Source organism: Thalassospira sp. MCCC 1A02898, assembly GCF_001618185.1.
GTDB classification, from domain to species: domain Bacteria; phylum Pseudomonadota; class Alphaproteobacteria; order Rhodospirillales; family Thalassospiraceae; genus Thalassospira; species Thalassospira tepidiphila.
The window spans coordinates 62,865-80,762 of the sequence record NZ_LPXK01000008.1 but is presented as its reverse complement, the minus strand read 5'-3'; the positions used below and the strand labels follow the sequence as shown (position 1 = coordinate 80,762).

The window sequence follows — 17,898 nt, the reverse complement described above, 5'->3', positions numbered from 1 at the left end:
TGAAACACACCTTATTTCATTGATATAATTACATAAATCAAACTGATTTCGAACTGGCCCAGAGCTTGCTGATTACGGCACAGCGCCAAACGGCGTTTTAGAACGACGCCAAAAATGGCGCGCTAACGGGAAAACAGATTTAATTCATCAAGGGAGACGTTTTGATGCGTCCTATCAGCAAAAGCATTCTTGCTGCTGGCGTTGCTGCCGCAGCACTTCTGGGGTCCAACTTTGCCGCTTCGGCACAGGAAGTGATCAAGTTCGCGCACGTTGTTGCGCCGAACACCCCGAAAGGCCAGGGTGCCGACTTCTTCAAAAAACGCGCTGAAGAAATTCTCGGCGACAAGGTCCAGATCGAAATCTATCCGAACTCGCAACTGTTTGATGACGACAAGGTTCTTGCCGCCATCCTGCGTGGTGACGTTCAGTTCGGTGCACCGTCGCTTGCGAAATTCGGCAAATGGACCAAAAAACTTCAGGTCTATGACCTTCCGTTCCTGTTCAAGGACATGGATGCGGTTTCCTGCTTCCAGAACGGCGAAAAAGGTCAGGAACTGCTGAACGCAATGTCGTCCAAAGGCCTGACCGGTGTCGGTTACTGGCACAATGGCCTGAAACAGCTTTCGGCCAACAAGCCGCTGCGCGCACCGGAAGATGCTGCTGGTCAGAAGTTCCGTATTCAGTCGTCTGACGTCATCGCTGCCCAGTTCGAAGCTGTTGATGCGGTTCCGCAGAAAATGGCCTTCTCGGAAACCTATTCGGCCCTTCAGACCGGCGTTGTTGACGGTCAGGAAAACACCTGGTCGAACATCTATTCCAAGAAGTTCTTCGAAGTTCAGGATTACATCACCGAATCCAACCACGGTCTGCTTGATTACATGGTCGTCACCTCGACCAAGTGGTGGGACGGTCTGGATCCGGAAATCCGCGACGGCCTCGCCCAGGCGATGAAAGAAGCCAGCGATTACGCAAACGGCCTGTCGGCGGAACTGACCGCTGAACAGCGTCAGGCAGTTATTGACTCCGGCGAAACCGAAATCCTGCAGCTTTCCGGCGAAGAATTCGCCAAATGGCAGACTGCAATGAAACCGGTTTGGGATGAGTTCTCTGGGGATATCGGCCAGGACATCATCGACGCCGCTGCTGCGTGCAACTGATCCGTACTTTTTTCCCAACATCATCGGAAAAGGGCCGTTCAAGATGATCTCAACGGTCGTTAACCGGCTGGAGGAGGGCATTATTGCCCTCCTGCTCGCCGCTATGACGTCGCTTACCTTTGTAAACGTCGTCATGCGTTACGTGTTCAATTCCGGCCTGACCTGGGCCTTGGAAACCACGGAATTTCTTTTTGCCTGGCTGATCCTGTTTGGCATGTCCTATGGGGTAAAGGTTGGGTCGCACATTGGTGTTGATGCCCTCGTTCGTCTGTTTCCCAAGAATGCCCAGCGCGTCATCGGTCTGATCGTCGTCGCGGCCGGCATTCTGTATTCGAGCTGGCTGATTATTGGCGGCTGGGAGCTTGTGAGCTTCAACCACATGCTTGAAATGGAAGCCGAAGACAGCCCGATCATGCTGTGGATCGTCTATCTGATCATGCCGGTGGGTGCCGCTTTGCTGGCGTTCCGTCTGGCACAGGTTGGCTGGCGCATCATTACCGGCCAACAGGTTGGCTTCAATCTGGCTGACGAAGCACGCGAAGCGATTGATCAGCTTGGCGCAAGCACTGTGGAGGACGACAAGTCCGCCACCGCTTCGACGCCAAAATCGTAAGCCGGACAGGGGGAACATTCAAATGACTATCGCATTCCTGTTTATCCTGCTGTTTGGCTTGATGGCGCTTGGCGCACCGATTGCCATTTCGCTGGGTGTTGCGTCGCTTTCGACCATCCTTCTTTTTGGCGACGACAGCCTTGCCACCCTGGCAGAAAAGCTTTTTGGCGGGATGGAACACTACACCCTTCTTGCCATTCCCTACTTCATTCTGGCATCTGCCTTCCTGTCGACCGGGGGTGTTGCACGCCGTCTGATCCGCTTTGCCATTGATACCGTGGGCTGGTTCCCCGGTGGTCTTGCCATGGCATCGGTTCTGGCCTGCATGCTGTTTGCGGCTGTTTCCGGGTCAAGCCCGGCAACCGTCGTTGCCATCGGCTCCATCGTGATTGCCGGTATGGTGCGCGCAGGTTACCCGCAAAGCTTTGCCGCCGGTGTGATCTGCAATGCCGGTACGCTTGGCATTCTGATCCCGCCATCCATCGTGATGGTTGTTTACGCCGCCGCGACCGAGGTTTCGGTTGGTCGCATGTTCCTTGCTGGCGTTATTCCGGGGATCATGGTCGGCCTGATGTTGATGATTGCGATCTATATCGTTGCACGCATCAAAAAACTGCCAAGCCAGCCCCGCCCGACCCTTGGTGAATGGGGCGGCGCGCTGTTTTCGGCATCGGGTGGCCTGTTGCTGGTTCTGCTGATCATGGGTGGCATTTATGGCGGGGTCTTCACCCCGACCGAGGCCGCGGCGGTTGCCGCGTTCTATGCCATGTTTGTAGCCGTGCTATTTTACCGCGACATGGGCCCGATCAAGGAACTTTCATGGGTGCCTGAAAACGGCAATACCGGCATTGGCAGCCTGATGGCGCACAACCTTCCGAAAATGGGCAAGGCACTGGTCCTGATCCCGTTTGACAAGGAAGTCCGCCACGTCCTGCTTGATGCCGGTAAGGTCACGATCATGCTGATGTTCATCATCGCCAACGCGATGCTGTTTGCCCATGTTCTGACCTCTGAACGCATCCCGCACACCATTGCCGAAACCATCATCGGATGGGGTCTTCCGGCGTGGGGCTTCCTGATTGTTGTCAACATCGTTCTGCTGATTGCCGGCAACTTCATGGAGCCATCGGCGATCCTTCTGATCATGGCGCCGATCCTGTTCCCTATTGCCATGCAGCTGGGCATTGATCCGATCCACCTGGGCATCATCATGGTGGTCAATATGGAAATCGGCATGATCACGCCGCCGGTCGGATTGAACCTGTTTGTGACTTCCGGGATTACCGGTATGCCGTTGCTTAAGGTCGTCAAGGCCGCCTTCCCGTGGCTTCTGATCCTGCTGGGCTTCCTGATCCTGATCACCTATGTCCCGGTGATATCGACCTGGCTTCCGACCACCCTGATGGGGCCGGAACGGATCATGACCCACTAACCGGGTTTGATCGCAGACACACAACAATCAAGGGCGGCATTCAATCGGATGCCGCCCTTGCTGTATTTCAGTGCCACGGCCCGCGACATGCGGTAGTATTGGTTAAACCAATGACAACCAAGAAAAACCAGGCCTGATTGCGCCTCTGGAAGGAGCGGTTTCAAAATGTCCAAGATGAATTTCAACGACTATGGCCGCTGCATGGCGACCTATAACAGTTGGCAAAACGGCGCGCTGTTTGACCTCTGTGATCAGATCGGCGATGTCGAACGGCGGATGGATCGCAATATGTTCTTTGGCTCCATCCACAACACGCTAAACCATATCCTGTATGTTGATCTGCGCATTCTGACCATCCTGCGCACCGGTGAAGCCGGTCCGTTCGAACCGACCACCATCGTTGCCGACGATTTCGAAACGCTCAAGGCCATGCGGGCCGAAGTCGATGCCGACATCACCGAATTCGTCGAAGGCACCGATCACAGCTGGCAGGATGAGATCCGCGAACTTCCCTTCCCGGATGGCGTCACCCGTAAACTCCCCCGACAGCTGTTTCTGGTTCAGCTGTTCAATCATCAAACCCATCATCGTTCTCAGATCACAAGCGAACTGCACAAGATGGGCCTTGATTACGGCAACACGGACGTGCCCTACACGCCCGATCTGCCAATAAGCTAAGACGCAATCCAAGCAACCGCTGGCAGAAGCCTGAATTTTATGGATAATACAGGGCTCGGGATTATCACACCCGACGCCCCACACTGCTGCGCCTTGGTCACTTTGCTTACCTGCGCGTGCTTGCATACTCCGCGCAACGCGTGCCCTCTGCTCGGGGGCTCTGACCCGCCGCCAAACACTGAACGGAATTGATTGCGCATGTCCACGCCCCTGCCCAGCGCATCGCTTGACCCGAAAAAGCTTGCCATCTTGCTTGCCGCACTGGTTGCGACGGCACCATTTGCCATTGATACCTACCTGCCGGCAATCCCGGCAATGGCGCGCGACTTTGGCGAGGCCACCCATGCTGTTGAAGTCTCCGTCAGTACCTTCTTGATCGGATTTGCCTTGGGGCAACTGATCGGAGGACCGCTGTCTGACCGGATCGGTCGACGTCCCATCGCATTGGTCGGTTTGGTCATCTATATCGTCACCAGCGCGATCATCACCACCGTCGACAGCGCCTTTTCGCTGAATGTCATGCGGTTTTTCCAGGCCATTGGCGGCGGATTTTCGATTGTGATTGTCGGTGCGTCGGTGCGCGATCTGTTTGAAGGCAAGGAAGCTGCGCGCATGTTTGCGCTGATTGCGGTGATCATGATGATTGCACCGCTTGTCGCACCAACCATCGGCTCGTTATTGCTGGTCTGGTCAACATGGCAATCGATCTTCGTCCTGCTGATTGTCTATGGCAGCCTGATGCTTGCCATCGTTTACCTGAAACTGCCCGAAACAAGCTTGATGCGCCGACGCCATCCTGGCCCGGTGCGCCGGGTATGGTGGACTTATCTGGAAGTCTTGCGCACGCGCAAGGCGGTTGGCTTTATGCTGACCCATGCCGGGGCCAGTGCGGTGATGTTCAGTTTCGTCACCGACAGCCCGTTTATGTATATCGATTTCTTTGGCGTGCCGCAGGCATACTTCCCCTATTTGTTCGGGGCCAATGTTGCGGTGATTATCATTTGTAACCGGCTCAACAACCCGTTGCTCAAACGCCTCGAATGTCATCAGATTCTAAAAATTGGTACCGGCATTCAACTTGTCGCGACCATCGGCTTGTTCATTGCGACAAATGTCTTTGAGCCAAGCTTGTGGACAGTGGTGCCGTTCATCATGTTCTCGGTCGGCCTGATCGGTCTGACCGCACCGAATGCCACGGCATCCTTCATGCAGTATTTCCCGTATATCGGCGGTACGGCGACGGCCCTTTTGGGGACGATCCAGTTCGCCACCGGCGCGGTTGCAGGCATCGTCATCGGTCATTTTCATGACAATACATTGTTGCCACTGACCGTATCGATGCTGGGCTTTGCGATTTTTGCCAATCTGATGGTCCATTTTATGGCCGACGCCAAACAGACAGAATCCCCCACCTGATCAAGCTGCTGATCACACCGACCCCGCCACCACTCATTTCAGGATATCTTCAATGGCCCGGATGACATTTGACGACTATGGCTGCGCAATGGCCAAATACAACACGTGGCAGAACAATGTGCTTTATGATCTTTGCGGTCAGATTGGCGACGAAGAACGCCGTCGTGATCGCGGCATGTTCTTTAAGTCGATCAATGCCACCCTTAACCATCTGGTGCATATAGACCGTCGTATTCTCAGCATCATGAAAACTGGAAACGCCCCGGTCTATGATGCCCACACCCAGGTCGCCGATGATTTTGAAGAGTTGCGGCAAATCCGCCGCGACCTTGATGCCGAGATCGAGGCATTTGTCGCCTCGGACGATCGTGACTGGCAGGATGGATATCGCGAGTTCACCGGTGTCGACGGAGTTACCCGCAACCTGCCCCGCCCGCTATTTTTGGTGCAATTCTTCAATCACCAAACCCATCACCGCTCCCAAATCACCAGCGAATTGCACAAGATGGGCATTGATTACGGCATCACCGACGTGCCGTTGACACCTGATTTGGGACTTTAACAGGCCCCAGTTCAAAGGAATCCTGCCTATTTCCCGGTGAAGACCGGTTTGCGTTTTTCAAGAAACGCGGTGTAGCCTTCCTTGAAATCGGCACTTTCAAAGGCGCGGTAGCCTTCATCAAATTCATGCATATCAATTGAACCGCCCTGGCGCAGACGGTTCAGCATGCTTTTGTGCGCCCGCTGCGTCAGTGGCGCACCACCGGCAATGCGTTTGCCCGTCGTGTCGACTTCTTCGTCAAACACTTCGAGTGCTACGTGACGGGCGATAAAACCGATCTCGCGCGCACGGACGACGTCAAACACCTGCCCTTCAAGCAGGATTTCAAACAAAGCCGCCTCACCCAGCAGATCAAGCATGATTTCGAGCTCGGGATAGCCAAGTGTTGCGCCCAACTTCATCGGCGGCACGGCGAACTTTGCGTTTTCGGCAGCAATGCGCATATCGCACGCCGCCGCCAGCACGAATGACGCCCCCATGCACGGGCCATCAATCGCGGCAATCACCGGATGGGTGCAGTTCTGAATGGTCTGAAGCGCCTCAGCATGCAGCATGCCGTAATCGCGCGCCTTCTCGAACCCGGACCGTTCACGTACGAACTCATGAATGTCTGCCCCGGCGCCAAAACCGGCCCCTTCGCCACCGCGAATAATCACGCAACGCAAATCAAGATCATCCGACAGTTCGTGGACAATCGTCGCCAATGCACCCCACATCGGTTTGGTCAGGGCGTTCTTGCGTTCCGGCTGACAGATCGTGATGGTGGCAACGCGATCATCAATGGTGACATTCAGTCCGGTCTGATCAGTCATGGCATTTCCTTTTGGGGCTTGCTGTTTGGGCACAGCTTAAATCGGCATAACGATACCGAATAAACCCAAAATGCTGTTTTGCCAACAAAAGACCAATTGGTTGCGCCCGACTGCGGTTAATCCCGCAACGTGCCAAGCTTTTCGCCCAGCCATTTGACAGCCTGCTCAACATCCGCCTCGTAATGGATTGCTGGCGGCTTCATCCCGTGGACAAACAAATCGCGCCGGATATCATGTTTCGTGCCGCTAAAGACAATCAGCCCGCCCCGGCTGCGCACTTTTTGAACCAAACTTGCCAGCGTATTGGCGGCCGTCGAATCAAGAAAAGGCACGGCTGAAAAATCAACAACCAGTGCACGGCGCGTATCACCGATACGGTCCAGCACCGATCCAAAGGCCGCCGTCGCCCCAAAGAAAAAGACGCCGGAAATTCGGTAAACAACGATATCGGGATCACCGGCCGATACAGGATCCGATGCCATCAAGACAACCTGATTATCCGCCCGGTCCTCGGCAACAAAAGGTGTGGCACTTTCGATATCGGCCATGCGTGACATACGCCGGATGAACAGAACCGATCCCAATGCAAACCCGACAACAATCGCCTCAAGCAAATCGCGAAACACGGTCAGAAGCAACGTTGTCAGCAAAACCGCCGCGTCACCACGCGATGATCGCAGCAAAGTAACGATGCCGTGCTTTTCGATCATGTTCCAGGCAACGGTTGCCAACAGACCGGCAAGGCATGCCAGGGGAATGAACTCCGCCAGGGGGGCCGCAATCAGAATGAACAGCAACAGAAACACGCCGTGCAAAATTCCGGCGATCGGACCATGTGCCTTGGATCGCACATTGGTTGCTGTGCGCGCGATTGTGCCGGTAACGCAAATGCCCCCGAACAGGCCCGATGCAACGTTTGCAACACCCTGTGCCACCAGTTCGCAGTTTGATCTGTGCCGACGTCCCGTCATGCCATCGGCCACCACAGCAGACAGCAGCGACTCAATCGCCCCCAAAAGCGCAAAGGCAATGGCGTTTGGAAGCACCGCCTGCACCTTGGCAAAATCAATATCAGGCAAGGATGGCATTGGAAAACTGCCTGGAATGCCGCCGTAAATACTGCCGATCGTCGCAACCGGAAGATCAAACACAGCCGTTATCAACGCAGCACCGACCACGGCAATCAGCATACCCGGCCAGTGCGGGCGGACATGTTTAAGCCCAACAATCACCAGAATAGTCGACCCTGACAACATCACGGTCGCAAGATCCATACTCGGCAAAGCGGCCCAGATAACCGGCAATTTTTCCAGAAACGGTCCCGGCTCCGGACCACCAAGATCAAGTCCAAGCAGGTCCTTGATCTGGCTGGCAAAGATGATGAAGGCAATTCCGGCGGTAAAACCAACCGTCACCGGATAGGGAATAAACTTGATATAGGTGCCCAGCCTGAAAAGGCCGATCAGGACCAGAAGCCCGCCTGCCATGATCGTTGCCAGCAACAGGCCATCCATGCCGTGCGCCTGAACAGTGGCTGCGACCAGTACAATAAAGGCACCCGCCGGCCCCCCGATCTGAAACCGGCTCCCCCCCAGGAGCGACACCAGTATCCCGCCAATAATCGCGGTATAAAGGCCTTGTGCCGGTGTCGCCCCGGATGCAATTGCAATCGCCATCGACAACGGCAAGGCAACGATGGCAACCGTCAGCCCGGCAATTGCATCTGCACGCAATTGCGCAAGACCATACCCTTCACGCAGAACGGTGATCAGTTTCGGTGTAAACAGTTCGACAAAATCCGGTTTTGGATACCGGCTTTTCTCTGGATTTTCTGGCTTCATTTTGCTTGGCACCCTCGTTGGGTGATTGCACACATCAGTTTCCCGGCGCGGCCGGGATGACACAGGCCCTTACCGATCAGCAGTCACCAAGTTTGACGACGACACGAACCGGCATTTTTGAATGCACGCTAATCGTTTCTCGATTGTCGGGTTTCCGCTTCCTTCAGCCGAACACCCCGGCCGGCCCCCATACTCGGAACCTGTTCGCCAATAAGCTCGATACCTGCACGGTCAAGCGCCTCAACCACCTTTGAAAGGGTATCTACGACTCCTCGTACATTGCCCTGACTGGCTTCCATGCGCTGAATGGTCGGAACCGAGACGCCTGACATTTCTGCCAGCATTTTCTGATCAATCCCCAAAAGGGCCCGCGCGGCCCGCATCTGTCCGGCCGTAATCATCAAGTCACCCTTCCAACAGGCAGATCATCAAACCCTAGATGTAACAAATTCACCTTATAACTTCAATTATGATATCTCAGATATCATTACTGGTGCATTATGTATCACCTCAATGACGACAGCACCCCACCTGAAGCCCCTTAATCGGGCAACAGAAACCGCAAAGAAACCTGACCAAATGGTCAGCGGCTTTTCTTTGCGCTTTTTGGCCAAAAGCGCTAAGAGGTCCGCAAATAGTCGATCCGGAGAAGGTATAGCCGCCATGACCACTGAAAAACCGACCGCGCATTGCACCTATGCTGCCAAAACTGTCGCCAAGATTTTGCTGGATATCGGGGCTGTGAATTTCCGCCCGGAAGAAGCCTATATCCTGACATCCGGCTGGGCCAGCCCGGTTTATATCGATTGCCGCAAACTGATTTCCTTCCCGCGCGCCCGCCGCAAGGTCATTGAACTCGCCGCCCGTCAGGTATCCGATGCGGCTGGCTACGAGGCCTTTGACGCGGTTGCTGGCGGTGAAACGGCTGGTATCCCCTATTCCGCATGGCTTGCCGATGCACTTGACCTGCCGATGCAGTATGTCCGCAAAAAGCCCAAGGGCTTTGGCCGCAAGGCCCGCATCGAAGGCGATATCCACGAAGGACAGCGTGTTCTTCTGGTCGAAGACCTTGCCACCGACGGCGCATCGAAGGTCAACTTCGTCAACGCCATCCGCGAAGCCGGTGCCGAGTGCAAACATGCCTTTGTCGTCTTCTTCTATGACATCTTCGAAGGTGCGCTTGATGAACTGCGCAAGGACGACATCGAAATGCATTACCTTGCGACCTGGGCCGATGTCCTCGCCGTTGCCGAAGAAGGCGAATATTTCAGCAAGGATGCCATCGAAGGCGTGCGTTCCTTCCTGAAGGACCCGATCGGCTGGTCAAAGGCCAATGGCGGCAAGCACGACTAAGCTGCAATAAGCCCAAAAAACAAAACGCCCGCAGGTTCAACCAAGCGGGCGTTTTTTATTGCCTTTATTGCGCATCAAAGCGCAAGCGCGATGTTGTCTTGCGGTATCATGCGTAAACGGTTTGCCAGATACCCGTCCTTGCACGCGATGAATTCGTGCAGTTCCCGATAATAGGTGGCGGGCACTGCGTTTCGGACCGTCTCGTGCTTGGCCAAATCGCTTGCCCAGCCGCGCAACCCGGGAAAGCCGGCAAACAGATCCCGGTTCAGCCCTACCGCGATCAGGGCAAAAGGCCGAAAAACCGTCGCAAAAACGATATCAAGCATCGAAAGATCTTTGCCCGCGTCCAGGGCCTGAGGCGACATCAGATCCGACACAATCGACATCTGCTTGTTAATCTGATGCATCGTCGCATCAACGCTGCTTTCAGACAGATCGCGATAAATCAGATCCGCGGTAAGCGACAATAACTTATCGCCAATCGCAACCATCGCCTGCGCCAAGGCAAAGTCATAGGCATCCGCCCCACATGTTTTTTTACCCGTTATTGCCTCAAGGTACTGACAGATGGCGGCGGCCTCAAACAAGGTCCGCTCATCATCAACCACCAGAACAGGAACGTTTCCCGTCGGGCTAAGTGCGAGAAACCAGTCGGGTTTGGCATCAAGGGCGATGTCTGTGCGTTTATGGGCAATGCCATTTTGCGCCAGAACCATCGCCACACGCTGGACATAGGGGCAAAGCCGGTGACCGATCAAATGATATGATGACATCAGCTCCACTCCCGCGCCGCATCACAACCAATCATCGCCCTAGCCCATATGATGGATGTTAAGTTTGTTACCATCGAGATCGCGGAAGTAGGCCGCGTAAAACCCGTTTTCATGGCGCTGTCCCGGCTCACCTTCTGACGTCGCACCAAGCGAGATCGCCTTTTTATAAAGCGCATCGACCTGATCACGTGACGCTGCTGAAAGGGCGATCATCGTCCCATTTCCAACCGTTGCCACATTCCCGTCAAACGGAACATGCACCGAAAATGCCGGGCTGTTTTCGCCGGCACTCCAGACGATAAAGTCCGGCTGTTCAAAGACGCGCTGCGCCCCAAAACCGGCAAGCAATGCGTCATAAAACGCGCCCGAACGGGATAGATCGTTGGTGCCGAGTGATGTGTATCCGATCATGTTTTCTTTCCTGACATATGAAGGTGAATTCCTTGATGCCGATCACCGTACGAAATTTCAATTTTGCAATATACAGGCAATTTTGTAGTATATGATTGCAAATTTGAAACGGAGCGCCGATTGGACTGGAACTATATCAAGTCGTTTCTCGCCATCGCAGAAACAGGGTCGCTTGAACTGGCCGCCCAGAAAATCCGGGTTAGCAACACCACGGTGTTTCGCCATATTCATGCGTTGGAGGAACAGGCAGGTACCCGGCTTTTTGATCGCATACGTGGCCAATACAGCCTTACCGATGCCGGGACAGAAATGCTTGTCCCCGCCCGTCAGATCATGAACAGCTTTGACGTCATCAACACCACCATTGCGGGGACAGATGCCGCACCGGCCGGATTGGTGCGCATCACTGCACCGACCAGTTTTTCCTATTTCTTTCTGCCAGACCATCTTGCCCGCTTTCAGGATCAATGGCCCGATATTCAGATCGAACTGCTTGCCAGCAACCTCGAATTCAATATGACACAGCGATATGCCGACATTGCCGTGCGGGTTGCGGCCAATCCGCCCGAACATCTTGTTGGCAAGGAAATCCGCACACTGGAATGGGGCATCTATGGTGCCGCAGAACGATATCAGCCGGCAAAGCTTGATGACCTGCTGGCGGAGCCCTTCATCGGTGCATCCGGAACACTGGCAAGTTACGCACCTTATAAATGGCTCGATGCGAACCGCCGCACGCCGCATAAACAGCAGACCGATGATCTGATCGCGATGGCGCATCTGGTTCACGCCGGATGCGGTTTGGCCTGTTTGCCATCCGATCTTGCCCTTCCGGGTTTGCGGTTGCTTGCGCCTTTGCCGGAAATACCGGCAAACAAGCTTTGGGTTTTAACCCACCCTGATCTGCGCAACATTTCACGCATCCGCGAAACCATGCGATGGATCGCCAAATCATTAAAGGACGAACCGCGGCTGTCGCCGGGCAAAGAACGGTGAATGTGATGGAAGCTCCATATTACCGTCTGATTGCGTTCCTTGGCCACGCACTTGCCCGGACTGGACAGACTCCGTAACGACGTTCAATATGTTCGCAAGCAAAAGCAAAGTCATAGCAGCGACTGTGGCAGAGTTCGGGACAACAAACTGACGTGACCAAGGCGCGCCCGCCACCGGTCGGAGGAACAACGCATGTCGATGCGCAAGATTGCCAAATGCCTGCCCGCAATCGGAATGGGCCTTGCCCTGTCGGGGTGCATGGCCCCGGTCGAAGAACCGGTCACGATGTCCAACACTTCCGACACCATCGTTACCCCGTGGGGTGCACCGGCCCAGAATACCCGCCCGGCATCACCGGCCACCATGCAGGGGTCTACGTCTGCGGGGGGAAATGACAATCTGGTCATGATGGACGATCCCAATCGCAAGGCGATGGATGAAATGCGCCAAAAGCAGATCGACGAAGCCCGTATTGCGTTGGGCATTCTTGATCGGATGGCGCAGCGCTGCGTTCAATCCGGCGATGCCGCGGCCTGCACAACGCTTCAAACCAATTGGAGCACCCTGTCCCAGCAATTGCACAAGACGCTTTCGATGATGTCAGGCGACACGATGCAGATGCCAAACAGTGTTCCGACCGATGATCCGGCGATGCCCGCCATGCCCGCGATGAACGACAGCGCACCGATGACACCTGCCCCTGTCACGCCCCCTGCCACCACAGGCGTTCCGGCTGGCAGTGACATTCCGACCATGGAAAAAACCATCCCGATGACCGAACCGGGTGCGGACGGGTGATACTTGGCCCGAAATTACAACTTGGAATAATTTAATTTGAGATAGAGCAAAGAAACCATCCCGAGACGACGATAGGGTAGCCACAGACATTAAGGCCAAGGGCAATTTGACAGATTTCGGGTCAGCCCCACGCCACCTACCGAATGGAGATCGGATCATGTATCGGGATATTCTTGTTCATATCGACACCTCAGCTGCCTGCAAGGAACGCCTTTCTGTTGCGTTGAAAGTTGCCAAGGCGCAGGACGCGCACCTTACCGGTCTTTTCCTGCTGCCCTATCCTGAAATTCCGCGCTTCATGGAAGTCCAGATCACCGAGGAAATCATCAATCAGCAGCGATCTGCGATGGCTGAAACCGCAAAGGCTGCACGCACCCAGTTTGAAGAAACCTGCAATGCGGCCGGTGTTGCTTTCAGCTGGCAGGAAACCTCCTGCCCGGCGTCCGAAATTGCCGATACCACCGCAATGTATGCCCGCCATCATGATCTGACGGTTCTGGGCCAGCACGACCCGGAAAGTTCCGATCCGTGCTCTGTCTCGGAAATGCCGGACAAAGTCATCCTGACCGCAGGCGCGCCGGTTCTGCTTGTGCCCTATGTCGGCAAGTTTGATACCATCGGAGATCGCGTCATGGTCGCATGGAAGCCCTATCGCGAAGCCGTCCGTGCCATGAATGACAGCATGCCGTTCCTCGAGGCCGCAAAATCCGTTCTGGTTCTCTGTGCCGACCCGAACAAGGGTGCACGCGATACCATGCCGGTTCCGGGTGTCGATATTGGCGAACGCCTGAAATGCCATGGCGTGAATGCCAAGAAAGAAAGCATGAACGCATCTGGCATCAGTGTTGGCGACCTTATTCTGTCGCGCGCAGCCGATGAAAGCATCGATCTGATGGTGTGCGGCGCCTATGGCCGTCCGCGCCTGCGTGAACTGATGCTTGGTGGCGTCACCCAGCACCTTCTGCGTCACATGACCGTTCCGGTCCTGATGTCGCACTAGGAAGCAGCATTTGGCATTTGCAAAAACCGGCCGGAACTTTCGGCCGGTTTTTTATTGGCTTTGCCGATTGACACCTTGCAAACAGGCAATCGCACACGGACTAATCCCTTGTCCAGACAAGGAAAAATCAAACAATCCGCTTTTGGCTCCGTCACCAAATCCAAAATTTATCGACAAATTTATCTGATCATCAACATTAATACATATTGAAAATCATATGTAATTTCTGTCATGATTGATTTTTCCGATGGATGAAAACGATTTAATTGTGGCGCAAAAGCTGTTCGAATCCTTGCCAAATGACGCCAACGAGGCCAAATTGGGTCTTAAGACAAAACGGAGCTTGCTCCGAAAAGAGATCGACACAAGAGAGATGGATCGCCTTCTCTGATCTGATGGTTCCAAACAAGACTGGAATCGCTTTAATTTTTGACAAGGGTCAATGCCGTATCCGCCTTCATGGTTGATAAGGGAACCATAAAGACCCGGTCGAACCGGAGGATATGTCCAGAATCAGGTCGCTGATCTGGACGAGACCAGAGCTTTGTGATGCCACGACCAGATACAAAATCCGTGACACTGCAAAGAGACAGGCGAAAGAAACAAGTATGAATTACAACACCTTCTTCAAAGATGCGCTGTCCGGCCTCAAGGCTGAGGGCCGCTATCGTGTATTCGCCAATCTCGAACGTATTGTCGGAAAATTCCCCAAGGCGCTCTATCACCCCGATAACGGCGAAGCCCCGCGTGAAATCACCGTGTGGTGCTCGAACGATTATCTTGGCATGGGCCAGCATCCCAAGGTGCTTGAGGCCATGCAGAACGCCATCACCGGTCAGGGTGGCGGTGCGGGTGGCACGCGCAATATTTCCGGTTCCAACCATCTGCATGTCGCGCTCGAGCGGGAGCTCGCCGACCTGCATGGCAAGGAAGCCGCCCTTCTGATGACCTCGGGCTATGTCGCGAACTGGACGACGCTGTCAACACTGGGATCGAAGCTCCCGGATTGCGTGATCATTTCCGACTCCGAAAACCACAATTCCATGATCGAAGGCATGCGCCACTCCAAGGCAGAGCGCCGCATCTGGAAACATAACGACGTCGCCCATCTTGAAGAAATCCTCAAGGATCTCGGGCCGCAGCGCGCCAAGATCGTCGCGTTCGAGTCTGTCTATTCGATGGATGGCGATATCGCGCCGATCAGTCAGATCCTTGATCTTTGCGAAAAATACAACGCGCTTTCCTATCTGGACGAAGTCCATGCGGTTGGCATGTATGGCCCGCGCGGCGGTGGTGTTGCCGAACGTGATGGCGTCATGCACCGCGTCGACATCATCCAGGGCACGCTTGCCAAGGCCTTTGGCGTGATTGGTGGCTATATCGCGGCCAAGCCTGAAATCGTCGATTTCGTGCGCAGCTTCGGCAATGGCTTCATCTTCACCAGTTCCCATCCGCCAAGCATTGCGGCGGGTGCGCTGGCAGCCGTGCGCCACCTGAAAGAAAGCAATGTCGAACGCCTTGCCCAGAAGGAACGCGCCGATACCCTGCGTGCACGCATGCGCGCAGTCGACCTTCCAGTCATGGACGCGCCAAGTCATATCGTTCCCCTGATGGTGGGCGATCCCGCCATGTGCAAGGAAGCCAGCGACCGTCTGCTGTTCGAACATGACATCTATGTCCAGCCGATCAACTATCCGACCGTCCCGCGCGGCACCGAACGTCTGCGCTTTACGCCGGGCCCGCTGCACAATGACGAATTGGTCGATCACCTGATCGACTCGCTCCTGTCGGTCTGGAGCAAACTGGGCATTTCCAAGGTCGCTTAAGACTTTTGGCAATCACGAAATTAAAAGGCCGGTGGCAAATGCCCCGGCCTTTTTGATGATCCGGCCCATCTAATGGCCCACTACCGGGAACAATGATGTTCGGCCATTTGCTTTCACCGGGCGGCGTCCTATATTGAGGCTGTCTTGCCGGTTTCGCGTCGGTATAGATAATGCTTTGCAATTAAGAACCGTTCGCGTTAATGTCGGGCCTGTCATCAAACAGGGACCGCCCATGTATTCGGATAAAACCTTGCTCCCCAAAGAATGTCTCCGCCTGTGCGCACTTGGCACCCTTGCCCTTTCCGAAAAGCCGATCAGCTATGGCGATCTGGCCAACGAGGTGCGCCATTTCATGTCGCACATCATGGGGCCGTCCCTGGATATGATGGGAAGTTCACTTCAGCTGCTCAAGCTTGAAGGGCTGGTCAAGGAAGACACCTCAAGCGGCGGGTTGTCTGACGCGCAACTGAGCCTGACCGATGCCGGGCACAAGAAGTTCATTGAACTGATGCAGGGCAATGTGCGCGATACATCGGGCGAGCTTTCGCGCCTGATCATGGCGCTCAAGATGCGGTTCCTGCATCTGCTTGATCATGACATCCGCACCGAACAGATCGAAATCCTGCAAGACGTCTGCGAACTTGATCTCGAACGCGTCCTGGCCCTGCGAGATGAACACGCAAACGAGGCCGAAAACTTCACCAGTTGGCTTGAAATGGAAGTCAAACGGCTGGAGCAAAAACGCGACTGGCTTAAAAGCCTTTCAGCGTAAACCGTTTTCCCGTTATAGTCGTGATGGATGGCCCGCAGGAAGCAGGTCCAACGTCACAGGCAGGGACGGAAAATGTTGATACGTGAAGAAACCGAAAAAGATATCGCGGCGATTCACGCGTTGCTGGATGGTGCCTTCGCAACTGCACCCCACAGTCAGCAGACCGAACATTTGATCGTCGATGCGCTCCGAAAAAGTGGTCAACTCACCCTTTCCCTGATCGCGGAACAGGACGATGAAATTGTTGGCTGCATCGCGTTTTCACCGGTGAAAATAGATGGCAAAGCCTGTGGTTGGTTTGGCCTGGGCCCGGTTGCGGTCACGCCGGATCGCCAGGGCCTAGGCATTGGCTCCGAACTGATCCAAAGCGGCATCCGCCATCTGCGCGCCGATGATGCCCACGGCTGTGTCGTTCTGGGCGAGCCGGATTATTATGGTCGGTTTGGCTTTGCGCCCCTGCCCGATCTGAAACTTGAAGGCGTGCCCGATGAATATTTCATGGCACGCCCATTGGTTGATGAAATCCCGGCGGGTTTAGTCGAATACGACCCAGCCTTTTACATCAAGGCAGACAGCTAAGAAGTCATCCAGTCCCGATCTGCCGATCAGTACAGATGCTGCCCACCGGTAACAAAGATTTCCGTGCCGGTGACATAGGTACTGTCATCCCCCACCAGATAATGCACCGCTGCCGCCACATCTTCGGGCGTGCCCATGCGGTTCATCGGAATGCGCGGCACAAGTGCCTCATATTCCGGGGAAATCATGTCGGTCTTGATTTCGCCCGGGGCCACTGCATTAACCCGCACCCCAAGCTCGGCGAATTCAACGGCCATTTCACGCGTCAGGCCCGAAAGCGCTGCCTTTGACGTCGAATAGGCCGATCCGGCAAACGGATGGACATAATGCCCCGCGATCGAGGTAATGTTGCAAATTGCCCCCTTGCCCCGGTGTAGTGCCGATGCAAACCCGCGCGAAAGTGTGAGCGGCGTAAAGAAGTTCAGCTCAAACACATCGCGCCAGGCAGCAATATCACCATTCAGACAGCCAAGCCGTTCCTTATAGGGGGTCTTGGGCGACACACCGGCATTGTTGATCAGGGCATGCAACGGATCATCGCCCAGAACTTCGTTCGCCTCGGCAATAAAGGCTTCGACCTCTGCCGGTTTGGAAAGATCGGCACGGATGTGAATGCCCAACGCCGGATCGCGTGGGCAGCTCGGCGGCGGGGCTTCGCGTGAACAGCAAATCACCCGCCAGCCGCGCTTGGCAAAATATCCAACCGTAACATGGCCGATGCCACGACTGGCACCTGTCAGAACGACTGTTTTCGGGGCATTGCTGCTCATTGGTGTACTCACTTCACAAGATATGCAGGCAAACAGAATTTTGCTGGTTTTCTTATAGCACCACAGGCCCCGCCATCGAAGGAAAAGCCTTGTACTGTAAGATTTTTCT

Annotated in this window: 19 protein-coding genes; 13 read left to right on the top strand and 6 right to left on the bottom strand. The window is 54.8% G+C overall.

What is annotated here, in order from left to right; translation table 11 throughout:
- Window positions 1-164: 164 nt before the first annotated feature.
- The 6 genes from AUQ41_RS05880 (at window position 165) to AUQ41_RS05855 (ending at window position 5,858) form a co-directional block, all read left to right on the top strand.
- Window positions 165-1,157, top strand: coding sequence for a TRAP transporter substrate-binding protein (locus AUQ41_RS05880; protein WP_063087151.1), 993 nt, complete (start codon window positions 165-167; stop codon window positions 1,155-1,157).
- 43 nt (window positions 1,158-1,200) lie between these two features.
- A complete protein-coding gene (locus AUQ41_RS05875) occupies window positions 1,201-1,770 on the top strand; it encodes a TRAP transporter small permease (RefSeq protein ID WP_008891328.1) in 570 nt (189 codons plus the stop codon).
- Window positions 1,771-1,792: 22 nt separating this feature from the next.
- Complete coding sequence (locus tag AUQ41_RS05870) at window positions 1,793-3,202, top strand: TRAP transporter large permease (RefSeq protein WP_008891327.1); 1,410 nt, start codon at window positions 1,793-1,795, stop codon at window positions 3,200-3,202.
- 165 nt (window positions 3,203-3,367) lie between these two features.
- Window positions 3,368-3,880 carry a DinB family protein gene (locus AUQ41_RS05865; RefSeq protein WP_063087150.1) on the top strand — a complete coding sequence of 171 codons (513 nt, stop codon included), beginning with the start codon at window positions 3,368-3,370 and terminating at the stop codon, window positions 3,878-3,880.
- A 198-nt stretch (window positions 3,881-4,078) separates the two neighbouring features.
- A complete protein-coding gene (locus tag AUQ41_RS05860) occupies window positions 4,079-5,296 on the top strand; it encodes a Bcr/CflA family multidrug efflux MFS transporter (RefSeq protein WP_063087149.1) in 1,218 nt (405 codons plus the stop codon).
- Window positions 5,297-5,348: 52 nt separating this feature from the next.
- Window positions 5,349-5,858: a DinB family protein gene (locus AUQ41_RS05855; protein WP_063087148.1), complete on the top strand. Its 510-nt coding sequence runs from the start codon at window positions 5,349-5,351 to the stop codon at window positions 5,856-5,858.
- Window positions 5,859-5,884: 26 nt separating this feature from the next.
- Here the strand turns inward: AUQ41_RS05855 and AUQ41_RS05850 are convergent, their stop codons facing one another.
- From AUQ41_RS05850 to AUQ41_RS05840, 3 genes are all read right to left on the bottom strand, one after another.
- Complete coding sequence (locus AUQ41_RS05850; protein ID WP_063087147.1) at window positions 5,885-6,670, bottom strand: enoyl-CoA hydratase-related protein; 786 nt, start codon at window positions 6,668-6,670, stop codon at window positions 5,885-5,887.
- 116 nt (window positions 6,671-6,786) lie between these two features.
- The gene (locus AUQ41_RS05845) at window positions 6,787-8,511 is read right to left on the bottom strand and encodes a SulP family inorganic anion transporter (RefSeq protein WP_063087146.1); all 1,725 of its coding nucleotides are present in this window, start codon (window positions 8,509-8,511) and stop codon (window positions 6,787-6,789) included.
- A gap of 128 nt (window positions 8,512-8,639) precedes the next feature.
- Window positions 8,640-8,912, bottom strand: a complete 273-nt coding sequence (locus AUQ41_RS05840; protein ID WP_063087145.1) for a helix-turn-helix transcriptional regulator — start codon at window positions 8,910-8,912, stop codon at window positions 8,640-8,642.
- 262 nt (window positions 8,913-9,174) lie between these two features.
- Here AUQ41_RS05840 and AUQ41_RS05835 point away from each other — a divergent pair, with 262 nt between their 5' ends.
- The gene (locus AUQ41_RS05835; protein WP_063087144.1) at window positions 9,175-9,864 is read left to right on the top strand and encodes an orotate phosphoribosyltransferase; all 690 of its coding nucleotides are present in this window, start codon (window positions 9,175-9,177) and stop codon (window positions 9,862-9,864) included.
- Between the two features lie 74 nt (window positions 9,865-9,938).
- Here the strand turns inward: AUQ41_RS05835 and AUQ41_RS05830 are convergent, their stop codons facing one another.
- Together AUQ41_RS05830 and AUQ41_RS05825 are read right to left on the bottom strand one after the other, a co-directional pair.
- Window positions 9,939-10,637: a glutathione S-transferase family protein gene (locus AUQ41_RS05830; RefSeq protein WP_063087143.1), complete on the bottom strand. Its 699-nt coding sequence runs from the start codon at window positions 10,635-10,637 to the stop codon at window positions 9,939-9,941.
- A 39-nt stretch (window positions 10,638-10,676) separates the two neighbouring features.
- On the bottom strand, window positions 10,677-11,048 hold the full coding sequence (locus AUQ41_RS05825) for a VOC family protein (protein WP_063087142.1): 372 nt from the start codon (window positions 11,046-11,048) through the stop codon (window positions 10,677-10,679).
- Window positions 11,049-11,168: 120 nt separating this feature from the next.
- Here AUQ41_RS05825 and AUQ41_RS05820 point away from each other — a divergent pair, with 120 nt between their 5' ends.
- From AUQ41_RS05820 to AUQ41_RS05795, 6 genes are all read left to right on the top strand, one after another.
- Window positions 11,169-12,044, top strand: a complete 876-nt coding sequence (locus AUQ41_RS05820; RefSeq protein ID WP_063087141.1) for a LysR family transcriptional regulator — start codon at window positions 11,169-11,171, stop codon at window positions 12,042-12,044.
- 192 nt (window positions 12,045-12,236) lie between these two features.
- Complete coding sequence (locus AUQ41_RS05815; protein ID WP_063087140.1) at window positions 12,237-12,842, top strand: hypothetical protein; 606 nt, start codon at window positions 12,237-12,239, stop codon at window positions 12,840-12,842.
- 157 nt (window positions 12,843-12,999) lie between these two features.
- Window positions 13,000-13,842 carry a universal stress protein gene (locus AUQ41_RS05810; protein WP_063087139.1) on the top strand — a complete coding sequence of 281 codons (843 nt, stop codon included), beginning with the start codon at window positions 13,000-13,002 and terminating at the stop codon, window positions 13,840-13,842.
- Between the two features lie 608 nt (window positions 13,843-14,450).
- Complete coding sequence (hemA, locus tag AUQ41_RS05805; RefSeq protein WP_063087138.1) at window positions 14,451-15,668, top strand: 5-aminolevulinate synthase; 1,218 nt, start codon at window positions 14,451-14,453, stop codon at window positions 15,666-15,668.
- 232 nt (window positions 15,669-15,900) lie between these two features.
- On the top strand, window positions 15,901-16,440 hold the full coding sequence (locus tag AUQ41_RS05800; protein ID WP_008891313.1) for a hypothetical protein: 540 nt from the start codon (window positions 15,901-15,903) through the stop codon (window positions 16,438-16,440).
- 72 nt (window positions 16,441-16,512) lie between these two features.
- Entirely contained in the window at window positions 16,513-17,019 is a 507-nt protein-coding gene (locus AUQ41_RS05795) for a GNAT family N-acetyltransferase (RefSeq protein ID WP_063087137.1), read from the top strand.
- A 26-nt stretch (window positions 17,020-17,045) separates the two neighbouring features.
- On the opposite strand, the gene AUQ41_RS05790 is transcribed toward AUQ41_RS05795, so the two are convergent.
- Window positions 17,046-17,789: an SDR family NAD(P)-dependent oxidoreductase gene (locus AUQ41_RS05790; RefSeq protein WP_008891311.1), complete on the bottom strand. Its 744-nt coding sequence runs from the start codon at window positions 17,787-17,789 to the stop codon at window positions 17,046-17,048.
- Window positions 17,790-17,898 lie beyond the last annotated feature (109 nt).

Bases quoted from the DNA above. Each gene is read 5' to 3' on its own strand.
- AUQ41_RS05880 (WP_063087151.1), top strand. From the start codon at position 165: ATGCGTCCTATCAGCAAAAGCATTCTTGCTGCTGGCGTTGCTGCCGCA.
- AUQ41_RS05875 (WP_008891328.1), top strand. From the start codon at position 1,201: ATGATCTCAACGGTCGTTAACCGGCTGGAGGAGGGCATTATTGCCCTC.
- AUQ41_RS05870 (WP_008891327.1), top strand. From the start codon at position 1,793: ATGACTATCGCATTCCTGTTTATCCTGCTGTTTGGCTTGATGGCGCTT.
- AUQ41_RS05865 (WP_063087150.1), top strand. From the start codon at position 3,368: ATGTCCAAGATGAATTTCAACGACTATGGCCGCTGCATGGCGACCTAT.
- AUQ41_RS05860 (WP_063087149.1), top strand. From the start codon at position 4,079: ATGTCCACGCCCCTGCCCAGCGCATCGCTTGACCCGAAAAAGCTTGCC.
- AUQ41_RS05855 (WP_063087148.1), top strand. From the start codon at position 5,349: ATGGCCCGGATGACATTTGACGACTATGGCTGCGCAATGGCCAAATAC.
- AUQ41_RS05850 (WP_063087147.1), bottom strand. From the start codon at position 6,670: ATGACTGATCAGACCGGACTGAATGTCACCATTGATGATCGCGTTGCC.
- AUQ41_RS05845 (WP_063087146.1), bottom strand. From the start codon at position 8,511: ATGAAGCCAGAAAATCCAGAGAAAAGCCGGTATCCAAAACCGGATTTT.
- AUQ41_RS05840 (WP_063087145.1), bottom strand. From the start codon at position 8,912: ATGATTACGGCCGGACAGATGCGGGCCGCGCGGGCCCTTTTGGGGATT.
- AUQ41_RS05835 (WP_063087144.1), top strand. From the start codon at position 9,175: ATGACCACTGAAAAACCGACCGCGCATTGCACCTATGCTGCCAAAACT.
- AUQ41_RS05830 (WP_063087143.1), bottom strand. From the start codon at position 10,637: ATGTCATCATATCATTTGATCGGTCACCGGCTTTGCCCCTATGTCCAG.
- AUQ41_RS05825 (WP_063087142.1), bottom strand. From the start codon at position 11,048: ATGATCGGATACACATCACTCGGCACCAACGATCTATCCCGTTCGGGC.
- AUQ41_RS05815 (WP_063087140.1), top strand. From the start codon at position 12,237: ATGTCGATGCGCAAGATTGCCAAATGCCTGCCCGCAATCGGAATGGGC.
- AUQ41_RS05810 (WP_063087139.1), top strand. From the start codon at position 13,000: ATGTATCGGGATATTCTTGTTCATATCGACACCTCAGCTGCCTGCAAG.
- hemA (WP_063087138.1), top strand. From the start codon at position 14,451: ATGAATTACAACACCTTCTTCAAAGATGCGCTGTCCGGCCTCAAGGCT.
- AUQ41_RS05800 (WP_008891313.1), top strand. From the start codon at position 15,901: ATGTATTCGGATAAAACCTTGCTCCCCAAAGAATGTCTCCGCCTGTGC.
- AUQ41_RS05795 (WP_063087137.1), top strand. From the start codon at position 16,513: ATGTTGATACGTGAAGAAACCGAAAAAGATATCGCGGCGATTCACGCG.
- AUQ41_RS05790 (WP_008891311.1), bottom strand. From the start codon at position 17,789: ATGAGCAGCAATGCCCCGAAAACAGTCGTTCTGACAGGTGCCAGTCGT.